Source organism: Pseudomonas furukawaii (genome assembly GCF_002355475.1).
In the GTDB taxonomy this organism is placed as follows: Bacteria; Pseudomonadota; Gammaproteobacteria; order Pseudomonadales; family Pseudomonadaceae; genus Metapseudomonas; species Metapseudomonas furukawaii.
The window spans coordinates 3012617-3024757 of record NZ_AP014862.1; the positions used below are offsets into that span (position 1 = coordinate 3012617).

The 12141-nt window shown below is 57.8% G+C and carries 15 protein-coding genes; 12 read left to right on the top strand and 3 right to left on the bottom strand.

Annotated elements, in window-relative coordinates; translation table 11 throughout:
- Window positions 1–30: 30 nt before the first annotated feature.
- Both KF707C_RS14085 and KF707C_RS29775 read left to right on the top strand, forming a co-directional pair.
- Window positions 31–327, top strand: coding sequence for a BPSL0761 family protein (locus KF707C_RS14085; RefSeq protein ID WP_074971673.1), 297 nt, complete (start codon window positions 31–33; stop codon window positions 325–327).
- A gap of 29 nt (window positions 328–356) precedes the next feature.
- Complete coding sequence (locus KF707C_RS29775; RefSeq protein ID WP_228846182.1) at window positions 357–713, top strand: DUF6088 family protein; 357 nt, start codon at window positions 357–359, stop codon at window positions 711–713.
- 59 nt (window positions 714–772) lie between these two features.
- Here the strand turns inward: KF707C_RS29775 and KF707C_RS14095 are convergent, their stop codons facing one another.
- Both KF707C_RS14095 and KF707C_RS14100 read right to left on the bottom strand, forming a co-directional pair.
- Complete coding sequence (locus KF707C_RS14095) at window positions 773–2149, bottom strand: heavy metal sensor histidine kinase (RefSeq protein ID WP_192817701.1); 1377 nt, start codon at window positions 2147–2149, stop codon at window positions 773–775.
- A gap of 2 nt (window positions 2150–2151) precedes the next feature.
- A complete protein-coding gene (locus KF707C_RS14100) occupies window positions 2152–2829 on the bottom strand; it encodes a heavy metal response regulator transcription factor (RefSeq protein ID WP_003452340.1) in 678 nt (225 codons plus the stop codon).
- Between the two features lie 207 nt (window positions 2830–3036).
- Between KF707C_RS14100 and KF707C_RS14105 the strand changes: the two genes are divergently transcribed.
- The 5 genes from KF707C_RS14105 to KF707C_RS14125 all read left to right on the top strand — a co-directional run bounded on the left by KF707C_RS14105 (window position 3037) and on the right by KF707C_RS14125 (window position 7498).
- Window positions 3037–3396 carry a co-regulatory protein PtrA N-terminal domain-containing protein gene (locus KF707C_RS14105; RefSeq protein ID WP_003452338.1) on the top strand — a complete coding sequence of 120 codons (360 nt, stop codon included), beginning with the start codon at window positions 3037–3039 and terminating at the stop codon, window positions 3394–3396.
- A 166-nt stretch (window positions 3397–3562) separates the two neighbouring features.
- Window positions 3563–4114 (top strand): cupredoxin domain-containing protein, encoded by a 552-nt coding sequence (locus KF707C_RS14110; protein ID WP_003452336.1) that lies wholly within the window; start codon window positions 3563–3565, stop codon window positions 4112–4114.
- A 147-nt stretch (window positions 4115–4261) separates the two neighbouring features.
- Window positions 4262–4795, top strand: a complete 534-nt coding sequence (locus KF707C_RS14115; protein ID WP_003452333.1) for a cupredoxin domain-containing protein — start codon at window positions 4262–4264, stop codon at window positions 4793–4795.
- 79 nt (window positions 4796–4874) lie between these two features.
- Entirely contained in the window at window positions 4875–5123 is a 249-nt protein-coding gene (locus KF707C_RS14120; protein WP_009686142.1) for a DUF2933 domain-containing protein, read from the top strand.
- A 5-nt stretch (window positions 5124–5128) separates the two neighbouring features.
- Window positions 5129–7498, top strand: a complete 2370-nt coding sequence (locus KF707C_RS14125; RefSeq protein WP_081608086.1) for a heavy metal translocating P-type ATPase — start codon at window positions 5129–5131, stop codon at window positions 7496–7498.
- 279 nt (window positions 7499–7777) lie between these two features.
- Here the strand turns inward: KF707C_RS14125 and KF707C_RS14130 are convergent, their stop codons facing one another.
- The gene (locus tag KF707C_RS14130; protein ID WP_033902376.1) at window positions 7778–8671 is read right to left on the bottom strand and encodes a cation transporter; all 894 of its coding nucleotides are present in this window, start codon (window positions 8669–8671) and stop codon (window positions 7778–7780) included.
- A gap of 100 nt (window positions 8672–8771) precedes the next feature.
- Here KF707C_RS14130 and cadR point away from each other — a divergent pair, with 100 nt between their 5' ends.
- The 5 genes from cadR (at window position 8772) to KF707C_RS14155 (ending at window position 11844) form a co-directional block, all read left to right on the top strand.
- On the top strand, window positions 8772–9179 hold the full coding sequence (gene cadR / locus KF707C_RS14135) for a Cd(II)/Pb(II)-responsive transcriptional regulator (RefSeq protein ID WP_024015046.1): 408 nt from the start codon (window positions 8772–8774) through the stop codon (window positions 9177–9179).
- Between the two features lie 130 nt (window positions 9180–9309).
- A complete protein-coding gene (locus KF707C_RS14140) occupies window positions 9310–9657 on the top strand; it encodes a DUF3703 domain-containing protein (RefSeq protein ID WP_024015047.1) in 348 nt (115 codons plus the stop codon).
- Window positions 9654–10163, top strand: a complete 510-nt coding sequence (gene lspA, locus KF707C_RS14145) for a signal peptidase II (RefSeq protein WP_003452327.1) — start codon at window positions 9654–9656, stop codon at window positions 10161–10163. Before KF707C_RS14140 ends, lspA begins: the two co-directional genes overlap by 4 nt.
- Window positions 10163–10909: a helix-turn-helix transcriptional regulator gene (locus tag KF707C_RS14150; protein WP_036992934.1), complete on the top strand. Its 747-nt coding sequence runs from the start codon at window positions 10163–10165 to the stop codon at window positions 10907–10909. Before lspA ends, KF707C_RS14150 begins: the two co-directional genes overlap by 1 nt.
- A 68-nt stretch (window positions 10910–10977) precedes the next feature.
- On the top strand, window positions 10978–11844 hold the full coding sequence (locus KF707C_RS14155; protein ID WP_036992931.1) for a sterol desaturase family protein: 867 nt from the start codon (window positions 10978–10980) through the stop codon (window positions 11842–11844).
- The last annotated feature ends 297 nt before the right edge of the window (window positions 11845–12141 follow it).

Genomic DNA, 12141 nt, shown 5'->3' on the forward strand with positions numbered 1-12141 from the left:
CTGTAGAGACATGGGAGCAGAACAGTGACGATGGCATACGAACGCACCCGTAGCGTCGTGCAGACACGGGAGTTTTTGCAGGCTCTGTCCAAAGATAAGAGCCTTCCTGAGAACATACGACGTCAGGCAGAAAATCTGCTTAGACACTACCCAACAGCAGAAGCCATCTGGTTGGCTGGTCGGGTGGAAGAGCGATCAAAGGAAGAACTCTCGCTGCTGGCAGACAAGCATGGCCCCATGCATCCAGTGCTAGTTAGCTGGCTGCTGAGTGACCCCATGTTCTGTGGCCGCGAGGTCGGCTCCATTAGTATCGTCCACGATTTTTGAGTTGTTAGTTCTGAGCGCTTTCTCGCCATATGCAGGGTGAGCTGATAGTCGCCACTGGGGCTAGCGTCGCCAATAAATGGGGGCTGACAACACAGGTTCCTGTTCGGTATGTATTCCTAACCACCGGACGTTCTAGGGTGCTTCAGGTTGGCAAGACCACGGTATCGATTCGGCATGCGCCTCGATGGCTGATGGCTCTTGGCGCTACTGGAGCGGGGGATGCCATTCGAGCATTGGATTGGCTGGGCAAGGCAAGCGTAGGTGATGCCGTTTCAAAGCTTCATAAACTACTACCCGAGAGCGAATGGCGGGCTCTAGTGTCAGCTCACCTCTCGTTGCCTGCCTGGATGGCGAAAGCCATCTGCGCTCGGTCGAATTGCACCTGAGCTCGCTTTGTCATGCTGGGCTAGCTGTCAGCTGTAGTCTGCTTACCGGCAGACCGACATCAGCTGGAATGGGGGAATTCAATGTGAAAGCCCGTGAGGCCAGCCGCTGAAGTACACCAAATGCGGCCTTTGTGAGCCTCGATTATGGATCGGGTGATGGCAAGCCCGAGCCCGGCATTGCTCGGGCTACCTTCGCGTCGAGCAGGATCTACCCGGTAAAAGCGGTCGAAGAGTTTCTCTAGATGCTCCGAACTGATTGTGTTCCCAGGGTTCTCGATGCTGAAGGTAGTTGAGTCCGCTGTCTGGCGGATCAGGACCGAAATTGTCTTTCCCGCCGGCGTGTAACGCAGCGCATTGGACAGCAAGTTGGACAGCGCTCGATCAAGCATCAGCCGATCTCCTAGCACTTGGCCTTTGCCTGTGAGCGATAGTTCAATGCCGCGCTCTTCGGCCAGGAGGTGGTAGTAGTCAAACAGTTTGAAGACTACGTCAGCCAGTTCGATCCTGGCCTGCTCTGGGATGATCAGGCCATTATCAGCCTTGGCCAAGAACAGCATGTCATCGATCATGCGAGACATGCGCTTCAATTCCTCCAGGTTCGAGTACAGATTCTCCTCGTAGGCATTGATATCGCGCTTCTTGCTTAGCACCACTTCAGTGTGGGTCATCAGGTTGCTGACGGGGGTGCGCAGTTCGTGTGCGATGTCAGCGGAGAAATTGGAGAGTCGAATGAAGGCCTCTTCAAGTCGGGCCAGCATCGCGTTGAAGGACAGTACCAACTGCTGAAGTTCCTGTGGCACCGGCTCAAGAGGAATCCGTTCCTGCAATGAACGGGCGGACATCCCGGTGGCCACACGAGTGACCTGTCGCAGCGGCCTGAGGCCACTGCGAGCAACCACCCAGCCAAGCGCTGCACTGACCAAGGCACTGATGACCAATCCAATCCAGAACCATCGCTGCAGCGTGTCGAAAAAGTGTGTGTGATTGGTAACATCGAGAATCAGCAGAGCTGTAAGCGGTTCGGGTTGGTCAGTCACAGAGATTTGAGCCGTCATGCCCCGGTACATGTGCTCGTCTTTCTGCCACTCCCACATGCTCTGCTCATCGGCACGCCTGAAGCGTTCCGGCACTTCGACTGCTCTGGGGTCGGAAAAGAGCACTGCGCCGTCGCTGGCCAGGATGGTTGCGGCCAGATCCTGATGCGCTCCCAGCAAGGCTCGCAACTGCGGTAACTCCTCGGAGAGGCTAGCTCCGCTGCGAGCGTTGTTGAGAATATGTTTGGCTGATTCGAGTTTTTCCACCAGGGCCTGCCGGTCCAGCATCTTGAAGTGGTGCTGGCTGAGCATGTTGAAGCTCAGCCCCGCTACTGTCAGGACGGCAATCACCGCGGACATGAACATCAAGCTCATGCGGGCGGTCAGCGAGAGGTGCTTCATATTCACTCCGGCGCATCCATCATGTACCCCATGCCGCGGGCGGTATGGATCAGCTTGAGATCGAAATCGTCATCGATCTTGGCGCGCAGCCGACGTACAGCGACCTCAATGACGTTGGTGTCGCTGTCGAAGTTCATGTCCCAAACCTGCGAAGCAATCAGCGATTTCGGGAGCACTTCGCCGCGCCGGCGCAGTAGCAGTTCCAGCAGTGAAAACTCCTTCGCCGTCAGGTCAATCCTTTTCCCACCCCGGACCGCGCGCCGCTTCATCAGATCGACTTCGAGATCGGCAATTTTCATGGTGGTTTGCGTGGGTGAGCCATTGCCTCGGCGCAGCAGCGTTCTGACCCTGGCCAGAAGCTCTGAGAAAGCAAATGGCTTGATCAGGTAGTCATCCGCGCCCAGTTCCAACCCTTTAACGCGATCCTCCACACCATCGCGTGCGGTCAGGAACAGCACTGGGACGTCTTTTCCGGCGGCGCGCACCATGCGCAGCACTTCCCAGCCGTCCAGCCCCGGCATCATCACATCCAGGATCAGCAGGTCATAGGGCTCGCTCAGCGCGTGCTGCAGGGCATCCGTACCTGTCATAACCCGGTCGACATTGAATCCCGCTTCGGTGAGGCCTTGCTGCAGATATGCACCGGTTTTGGGTTCATCTTCAGCTACCAGTAGTTTCATGCGAGCAGACTCCAAAAAACGGGTGGCCTGAGTTTGCAGGCAAACAGCGGCACCAACCAGAAGCTTACGAAAATGTAATCCTGGTTTCAGGTCGCTGACAGGGTGGCTTGTCTAGGGTGCAAGCATGAGCACTAGGTTGTGCTCTCGGCCCTCGACAGACCAAAAGCAGAGGTGCCGGCCTCAGTTTGCAATGATGGAGACTGCCCCATGAAATCGCTGAAACCTTTGCTTCTGGTTGGTTCGCTACTGCTGTCTTCTATGGCTTGGGCCGAAGGGGGCAGCGATCGAGTATTCGAGCGCATCCAGCAGATGCGCGACAAAGCAGAAGCTGTGCTGATCCAGGCGGAGAAGGCCCCAGCCAGCGAGCGGCATGTGCACATGCAGGAGCACATGAAAATGCTCGAAAACATTATGAGTCAGCTGCACGACGAACATCCTGCTCCGGGTATGTCGACCGAAGAGCATCTGGCCTGGATGGAAAAGCATGACAAGCTGGTAGACGACGTGCTGGGTCAAATGATTCGCGAGCACAAACTGATGATGGCCGACAAAGAGTGCCATAAGTAAGAGTTTCCCCATCTTCCAGGCCTTCCGTGATTGCTCCTTTGGCCTAGCGGCGCCTCAATGGCGCCGTGCTTTTTTCCAGCTGACGCAATTGTAGTTTTGGGGTCAGCGGCCTGGCAGCAAGCGTGGAATAGCATGAGATTTCCAGCCTACCTAGCGAGGTCTCACCATGAAACGCATCCCCCTTAAGCTGCTGATCAGCACGCTGTTCATCAGCACTGCTATTCCGGCAATTGCCGAGCCCAGTGGAAGTGACTTTGGGCAACAAGCCCAGGCGACGCCGGCGACTCGTACCATCTTGGTGAAGATGGACGACATCAACTACAGCCAGAAGACGATCAACGTAAAGCCCGGCGAGACCGTGCGCTTCGTTCTGAAGAACGAGGGCGCATTGATGCACGAGTTCAACATCGGGCACGCAGCGTTCCAACTGGAACACCAGCGCAAGATGGCAGCCTTGTTCAAGGACGGCACGCTGACACCGACCGGTATGGCCGAAAGCATTGTCTGGCATGAGCGTTATGGCACGGGAGACTCCAATCCTCCCGGGTATCCGGAAGTCATCAAAGCCAAGCATGAAGACGCGAACGCCATTCTCGTTGAGCCCGGCACGACCAAAGAGTTCGTTTGGACATTCCCCCAGGCCGGGACCTTGAGTTTTGCCTGCACGTTGCCTGGGCATTACCAGGCGGGAATGGTAGGTGACTTCGCCCTGCGTTAGATCGGCACCGGTGCTACCCATTGGCCGAGGGCTGGGTGGCACCGATCTGACAAACCTTACTGCAATGTAGTTTTCGCGTCAGCGTGCCGGCAGCTGCACTTAATCAGCATAGGGGCGCATACCTCCTAACTACCCCAGAGGCATACCATGAAACTCAAATCCCTTTCTTTGATCACCACCGTGGGTTTGCTGCTCAGCGCAGCCAACGCGATGGCCAGCCCGGGCCACAACAAAGACAGCATCGGCCAGCCGGGAGATAGTCAGGCAGTAGATCGCACCATTGAGGTACGGATGGGCGACATCTTCTTTGAACCCAAGGCAATGGAAATCAAGGCGGGCGAGACGGTTCGCTTCGTACTGCTGAACGAGGGAGCCCTGCTGCACGAGTTCAACCTTGGCAAAGCGGCATCCCATGCTGCGCATCAGAAAGAGATGGCTGCGATGTTTCAGAACGGCACGCTGTCCCCGACTGCGGCGCATGACATGAGCAAAATGGACCACGCCATGGGCGGTATGAAGATGGTCGGCATGGAGCACAACGATCCCAACAGCGTTCTGGTCGAGCCAGGTGCACGCGAAGAGCTGATCTGGACCTTCTCCAGGGCTACTGATCTGGAATTCGCCTGCAATGTTCCTGGACATTATCAGTCGGGAATGGTCGGTAAGGTGACCGTACGCTGAACTCCATTGATACGCGTCAACTCTGCCTGGCCTGAGCAACCTATGCTGATTCTATGGTCATTGAACCGAGGCTATTGTCATGGATCACACGCACCACACTGGCACTACGGAACCACCTTTTTGGAAGAGCAAGATTGGCATCGCACTGATCATGCTGGCCGTAATCGGCATCTTCTATGTCGCGCGCGAGCATTACGGTCATCTTTCGCAGGCTTTGCCATACCTCATCCTGCTGCTATGCCCGCTGATGCATCTGTTTGGCCACAATCATGGCGGGCACTCCCACTCCAGCGGAGCCGCAGTTTCCAAGGACGAGGATAGGAAATAACTCGAATGCAAAAGACCTCCTGCCATCATGACCAGGGCCATGCACATCACTCGCACGGCCATCCAGAGAGCCCACGCGATCCGGTGTGTGGCATGGAGGTCAAATCTGATAGTCCTTACCAGGAGAACTTTGAGGGAAGGGCCTATCGGTTCTGCAGTACAAAATGCCAGGAGAAGTTCCAGGCAGCCCCTCATCAGTACATGAGCCATCAATCGCATGCCGGGCACCACCAGCATGCCGCTCGGCCAGAGTACTCAACTCAGGCAGGACTGGGGGCTGAATACACCTGCCCGATGCATCCCGAGATTCGCCAACCGAGCCCTGGCAACTGCCCGATCTGTGGGATGACGCTCGAACCCGTCATTCCAGAGCTGGAGGACGAAGAAAATCCGGAGCTGAAAGACTTTTCGCGACGGTTCTGGTGGACCCTGCCATTGACCGTCATCGTGACCGTGCTGGCGATGGCTGGTCATTCCTTGCAGCTGTTCCATGGAACATCCCAGAACTGGGTTGAGCTGGTTCTGGCAACGCCCGTGACGCTTTGGGGTGGCTGGGTATTTTTCACTCGCGGAATAGACTCCATCCGGCAACGCAGCCCTAATATGTGGACCCTGATCGGATTAGGAACTGCAGCCGCCTACCTCTACAGCGTGGCAGCCACCCTGGTGCCGCAGTGGTTCCCGGCGGCCTTCGTTCAGGATGGACGCATCGGCGTCTACTTTGAGGCCGCCGCGGTGATCATCTCGCTCACGCTGTTGGGCCAGATGCTCGAACTCAAAGCCCGCTCGCAGACCTCTGCCGCCATTAAGTCACTCCTGGGATTGGCCCCCAAGACTGCCCGGCGCATCAGGCCTGACGGCCAGGAAGAAGATATTCCGCTGACCCACGTCCATCAGGGTGACCACTTGCGTGTCCGGCCGGGCGAAAAAGTCCCGGTGGATGGCACCGTGCTGGAGGGCGAGAGCGCTGTCGACGAGTCGATGCTCACCGGCGAGCCGGTGCCCGTCACCAAGCTGGCAGGGGATACCCTTATCGGTGCCACCCTGAACACCCACGGCAGCCTGGTGATGGAAGCGCAGAAGGTGGGCGCCGAAACCATGTTGTCGCAGATCGTCCAGATGGTGGCTAAGGCCCAGCGTTCCAAGGCGCCCATGCAGCGTATGGCCGATGCCGTGGCAGGGTATTTCGTGGTGGGGGTGATCCTGATCGCGATCCTGACATTTTTTGGCTGGGGGTTGTTCGGGCCGGAATCAGGTTGGGTATTTGGCCTGATCAACGCTGTGGCCGTACTGATCATTGCCTGCCCATGCGCCCTGGGCTTGGCAACGCCGATGTCGGTCATGGTCGCGACCGGCAAGGCCGCCAGCAGCGGTGTGCTATTCCGCGATGCCAGCGCTATCGAGAACCTCTGCAAAATCGACACCTTGATCGTCGACAAGACCGGGACACTGACCCAGGGGCGGCCGGCCTTTCATAGTGCAGAGGGAACCGGGCCGTTCGACTCGGTCGAGGTTCTGCGCTTGGCCGCAAGCCTCGACCAGGGCAGCGAGCATCCGCTGGCGCATGCCATTGTCGATCATGCGCGTGAACAGGGCCTTGCCTTGGTGAAACCGGAGACCTTCGAGTCTGGCTCAGGTATTGGTGTGCGCGGACAGGTCGATGGCCATCAACTGCAGCTTGGGAACACAGCGCTGATGGAGGAGGCGGGTGTCGATATTACACCGCTGCGTAACCGTGCAGAGCAACTGCGCCTGGAGGGCATCAGCATCATCTATCTGGCCGTCGATGGTCGCCTGGCGGGTCTCCTGGCCGTTTCCGATCCAATCAAACCGACCTCCCAACAGGCTGTTGCTCAACTCCAGAACTCTGACGTGAAGGTCATCATGGCCACTGGCGACGGTCTCACCACAGCAAGAGCCGTGGCGAAGCAGTTAGGCATCGAGGAGGTGCATGGCGAGGTGAAACCGCAGGACAAGGAGAAATTAGTCGCCGAACTGCAGAGCTATAGCCGGCGTGTTGCCATGGCAGGCGACGGCATCAACGATGCGCCGGCCTTGGCCAGGGCCGACGTAGGCATCGCCATGGGCACGGGCACCGACGTGGCGATGAACAGCGCCCAAGTGACCCTGGTCAAGGGAGACCTGATGGGCATCCTGCGAGCGCGCACCTTGTCGGTGGCCACGGTGAAGAACATGAGGCAGAACCTTGCCTTTGCATTCCTCTACAACGCGATGGGTATCCCGCTAGCGGCCGGGCTGCTGTATCCGCTGACAGGGCATCTTCTGTCGCCCTTGATCGCTGCTCTGGCAATGAGCGTCAGTTCAGCCTCGGTGGTTTTCAATGCGCTTAGGTTGAAAGCAACGGACGTTGGCTAGTTGTAACGGCTCGCGTTTGAAAACGGCCGGGCTCGCAATCGATGCAATTTCCAGCTCAGATTAACTGCGGCTGACGAAGCCCTCGGGCTCACATTAGCTGCGAGCGAGCTTGCATTCAGCCGCGCCGGCTTGCATTTAATCTCAATGGGCTCACGCTTTCTGCAACTGAACGCCCCTCGCTCAGACCGTCCAATAAACCAAGGTTTATTGGACTGTCCGTACCATTGATGTTCACTTGTAGAAAGTGAGCCCATCGCGATGGAATACAGGATCGGTTGGTCAGGCTTTCAATGCCAGGATTCGGCGCGCACCGTTCAATACGATGAGGCCAACGACCGTACCAATCACCAAGTCTGGGTAGGGAGAGCCCGTCCACGCAACCAGCGCGCCGGCGACGATAACGCCAATGTTCGCGAGCACATCGTTGGCCGAAAAAATCCAGCTCGCTTTCATGTGTGCACCGCCTTCGCGATGGCCATAGATCATCAAGAGACAGCTGGCGTTTGCGACGAGTGCAACTAAGCCAATCCCCATCATCAGCATCGACTCAGGTTCGCTGCCATAGTGGAAGCGTCTAGCCACCTCCACGAGTACGCCCAGTGCCAACAGGATCTGAAAGAAACCCGCCAGGTGCGCAGCGCGAACTTGCAGCTGTGCACTGCGGCCGACGGCAAAGAGAGCCAAGCCATAGACGGCAGCATCCGCAAACATGTCCAGCGAGTCGGCAATAAGGCCCGTCGACTGAGCGATCAACCCTGCGCCCATCTCGATAACAAACATGGCAGCGTTGATGCCGAGCAAAATTTTCAGGGTGCTCGCCTCTTTCGACGCCGCTAATTCCTCATCAGCGCGATTGGTCGAGGCTGCTTCCTGACTAGCTGGTTGAGTCCCCAGTAGCGCTGCCCCTAGACCCAGGGACTCCAGCTTGGTAGTGATTGGGTCAACCGCCCCGTCATGGAAAGCGAGTACCTGCCTGCTGCTCAGATCAAAGGACAACGAACGAAGCTCAGGCAAGCTATTCAGCGCGAGCCGAATCATTCGCTCTTCCGAAGGGCAATCCATCTTGGGTACAGAAAAATGGCTGACCCAGGCTCCTTCGGTCGAGGGCGCGCTCGCTGCTTCAGCAGGCGCTGACACTGAACCGCAGCCACAGGATTTTTCACACGAGCTCATGATCCGCCTCTCCTATCAGGTTCAATTCTGGCAATTGAAAACCATATAGCAGGTATAGGGTCAAGCCTGGATATACTGGCTGTTTATCGAGGAGCAGCCTATGCGCATTGGTCAACTTGCACAGCTGACGGGAGCGGACATTCAGACCATTCGTTTCTATGAGCGCCAGGGCCTGCTTGCATCGCCCAATCGCCAGGCAAATGGCTACCGAGCCTACGAAGCGGATCATGTGGAGAAACTGCTGTTCATCCGCCGTTGCCGGTCCTTTGGCATGTCGTTGGACGAAATTGGTGTTTTGCAGAGCGTTCAAGCACAGCCGCAGCAACCGTGCGCGGCGGTCAATACGCTGCTTGATAGCCATATCGCCCAGGTCAGGGCCCAGATCGCATCCTTGCAAGCCCTGGAAAACCAGTTGGTGACGTTACGCAGCTGCTGCGATGACGAACGACAAAGCCTGGACTGCGGAATACTTTCGGGTCTAGTGGAGGGAGGCAAACGGCTTCCATAAGGCGCGCTAGAAAAGTGCCATTCGCTTCTGCTCAAAGCGTAGAGCTTGACCCTATAGCGGCTACAGGGTGTTCACTTGCACGATCGGCCCAGAATCATGGCCTTCCAACTGCTGCGCAAGTGAGTTCCAGATGAATACCGCCCTCCGCAATGCCATCGATGAAGCCTTTTTCCAGGCAAGGACAGCACTCCGTGAAAAGGCGCCAACCGAGGCATTCCCCTGGCTCGAGCGCGCCCACATCTTGAGCCAGCACATGCCCGTCCTGCATGCGCGGAGCCATTGGTTGATGCTAAGGGCTGGCTGGCAGTTGCGCGACTACCGGGAAATGTTCGGCCAAGCACCACGGATCATCGCTGCCGTGTTGTTCTCGAAGATCTGGGTACCGCTCGGCAATACCGGACGCGCGAGGATCAGTGCATTCGCGCCGATGCCCGTCTCACCCGGATTGCAGCGACTGTTTCAGGGAGCGAAACAATGAAATCGCCACTTGGAATGGCGCACCGTATCACTCCCGGGCTCTGGTGGACGCTATCGCTAGCCGTTGCCCTGGCCGACCAGGCGATCAAATATGTAATTGAGGGTTCGCTCTCGGTCGGCGCCGTGGTTCCTCTGACCCCAGTCTTCAATCTGGTCCATTTCTGGAATACCGGCGCAGCGTTCAGCTTCCTAGCTGACGCGGGCGGTTGGCAGCGCTACTTCTTCATTCTCCTCGCACTGGTTGTTTCGATTGGGCTCGCGTTGCTCTTGCGTAAGCCCAGGGCCAAGCTCGAAGCGCTGGGCTATAGCCTCATACTGGGAGGGGCAGTGGGGAATCTGATCGATCGCAGCTTCCGAGGCCATGTGATCGACTATCTGGATTTTTTCTGGCAATCCTGGCATTGGCCTGCATTCAACTTGGCGGACATCGGCATCGTGGGCGGTGCCGCCATGTTGCTCCTGAGCAGTGTGCTGAGTCCCAGCGCGGAACTGGACCGGGGCAGATAATGCGAAGCTCGGATGCCGCAGAAGTGGCTCGCTGGTCAGGCCATGCCTGGGTCGGCCCCGGTATCGGCGTCTTTCTCGGCCATGCCGCCCACCAGGATTGGCACCATCATCAAGCACATCAAATTGCAGTGGGGCTCGACGCCGCGATAACGGTTGAAACGCCGTTGGGTGGGCAATCTGGGGCTGCCATCTTGATTCCGGCAGGCTTGAAGCACCGGCTCAGTGCTGGGCAGGTCCTGTCGATCTACCTGGATGTGCTGTCCGATGAGGCGCGTGCCTTGCGGGTGAGCGGAGCCGTGAGGCTGATGGAGATCGTAGCGGCCGATATTGCTGCGATGGTCGAGGCACTGAGGGCGTCGGGGCATTCGCCTGTCCAGTTGCAGGCGCAGGTACGTCGGCTGTTGCGGCTTGCCGATCCACCAATCCCTGATCCGCGCTTGACCAAGGTCACCGCAGCGCTGCGCGAAGGCCAAATGGGGCGTGAGGCAATGGCCGCGTTGGTGCATTTGTCACCCACGCGTTTTTCCCATTGGTTCGTGGAGCAAACCGGCCTGCCGTTGCGCAGCTATGTCAAATGGCTGCGCCTCACCCAAGCCCTGCAACACCTGGCCAAAGGGGGACGGCTGACCGAAGCCGCGCATGCGGCGGGTTTTTCCGACTCGGCGCATTTCTCCCGGACATTCAGGGCGCTGCTGGGCATCGATCCGTCCTCCGCCCTGGCTGCGGTCGATCTCCAGAAGTCATAGCTCTTTCGTTCAAGTCGAACGTCGTCCTCTGCACCTACCGTGAAGGCTCTCTACATAGGAGCTGAGCGATGTCCACTTCTCTTCGATTCGCCCTACGCTGGTTGAGCTATCCGCTCGTGTTTGGTGGCAGCGCCGCCTTCATGGTCTGGGCCTTGTACGCCGGGGTGCCGTACTGGCCCAGCACACCCTTGGTAGCCGCAGTCGGTCTATTGGCCGTCGCGGGGCTGGAGCGTATCCAGCCTTTCCGGGAGGGCTGGCTGGAGGATCACCAGGACACCCTGACCGACCTGGTGCATATGCTGGTGAATCTTTCCGTCATCCAGTTCACCGCCGAAATCCTGGCCAGGCTGGGCGATGCAGTGCCGGCTACAGTTCGTCTCTTCCCAGTCGAGAGTCCACTTTGGGTTCAGCTGCTGCTGGTCGCCGTCGTGCTCGATCTGAGCCTGTATGCCATGCACCGCATCAGCCACCACGTACCCTGGCTGTGGCGTTTTCACATGATTCACCACAGCGCCGAGCGCTTGTACTGGATGAATGGGGAGCGCCGGCATCCCCTACATGCGATGCTCATGGCTGGCCCGGGATTGGTGCTGCTGTTTGCATCCGGCGCGCCTTCGGCAGTGGTTGCCACCTGGTTCGGCATTCTGACCGTTCACTTGGGCTTTCAGCACTCGAACCTGGATTACCGGCTGGGTTGGCTGCGCCATGTCATCGGGGTGGCTGAAATTCATCGTTGGCACCACAAGCGCGACTTCGAAGATGCCCAGGTGAACTTCGGCGAATTTCTGATGGTGTGGGATCGGCTATTCGGGACGTTCTACGACAGTACAGGAAAGCAGGGCGACGCCAATGTCGGCTTGCGTGAGAGGGACTATCCCAAGGGTTACCTTGGTCAGTTGACCGAACCCTTTGGGCGAGACCGAGCCCGCACATAGCGTAGTGGGCCTCAAAGCTGTAGGCCCCATGTGTTTGCCTGGAATGATCTGGCTCGTGGGCGGAAGAGACTAGATGTTCCCGCATGCCAAGCAGACATGCGCTCTAACGAGGCAATCGATTCACTACCTATAAGCCCCGTCATTTGCAATTAATGCTGGTTGGTAGCCATGGAATGCAGGTCAGCGCGGATAAATGCAGGTTCATTCGCAGCTAATACTGGTTTGCCGGGCCGGTCAGTCGCAGTTAATTCCGGTCGAAAATCGTATTGATTGCAGGTCGGGACGTTTTCGTTTGCA

Excerpts from the sequence above, each read along its gene's own strand:
- KF707C_RS14085 (WP_074971673.1), top strand. The coding sequence starts at position 31 with ATGGCATACGAACGCACCCGTAGCGTCGTGCAGACACGGGAGTTTTTG.
- KF707C_RS29775 (WP_228846182.1), top strand. The coding sequence starts at position 357 with ATGCAGGGTGAGCTGATAGTCGCCACTGGGGCTAGCGTCGCCAATAAA.
- KF707C_RS14095 (WP_192817701.1), bottom strand. The coding sequence starts at position 2,149 with ATGAAGCACCTCTCGCTGACCGCCCGCATGAGCTTGATGTTCATGTCC.
- KF707C_RS14100 (WP_003452340.1), bottom strand. The coding sequence starts at position 2,829 with ATGAAACTACTGGTAGCTGAAGATGAACCCAAAACCGGTGCATATCTG.
- KF707C_RS14105 (WP_003452338.1), top strand. The coding sequence starts at position 3,037 with ATGAAATCGCTGAAACCTTTGCTTCTGGTTGGTTCGCTACTGCTGTCT.
- KF707C_RS14110 (WP_003452336.1), top strand. The coding sequence starts at position 3,563 with ATGAAACGCATCCCCCTTAAGCTGCTGATCAGCACGCTGTTCATCAGC.
- KF707C_RS14115 (WP_003452333.1), top strand. The coding sequence starts at position 4,262 with ATGAAACTCAAATCCCTTTCTTTGATCACCACCGTGGGTTTGCTGCTC.
- KF707C_RS14120 (WP_009686142.1), top strand. The coding sequence starts at position 4,875 with ATGGATCACACGCACCACACTGGCACTACGGAACCACCTTTTTGGAAG.
- KF707C_RS14125 (WP_081608086.1), top strand. The coding sequence starts at position 5,129 with ATGCAAAAGACCTCCTGCCATCATGACCAGGGCCATGCACATCACTCG.
- KF707C_RS14130 (WP_033902376.1), bottom strand. The coding sequence starts at position 8,671 with ATGAGCTCGTGTGAAAAATCCTGTGGCTGCGGTTCAGTGTCAGCGCCT.
- cadR (WP_024015046.1), top strand. The coding sequence starts at position 8,772 with ATGCGCATTGGTCAACTTGCACAGCTGACGGGAGCGGACATTCAGACC.
- KF707C_RS14140 (WP_024015047.1), top strand. The coding sequence starts at position 9,310 with ATGAATACCGCCCTCCGCAATGCCATCGATGAAGCCTTTTTCCAGGCA.
- lspA (WP_003452327.1), top strand. The coding sequence starts at position 9,654 with ATGAAATCGCCACTTGGAATGGCGCACCGTATCACTCCCGGGCTCTGG.
- KF707C_RS14150 (WP_036992934.1), top strand. The coding sequence starts at position 10,163 with ATGCGAAGCTCGGATGCCGCAGAAGTGGCTCGCTGGTCAGGCCATGCC.
- KF707C_RS14155 (WP_036992931.1), top strand. The coding sequence starts at position 10,978 with ATGTCCACTTCTCTTCGATTCGCCCTACGCTGGTTGAGCTATCCGCTC.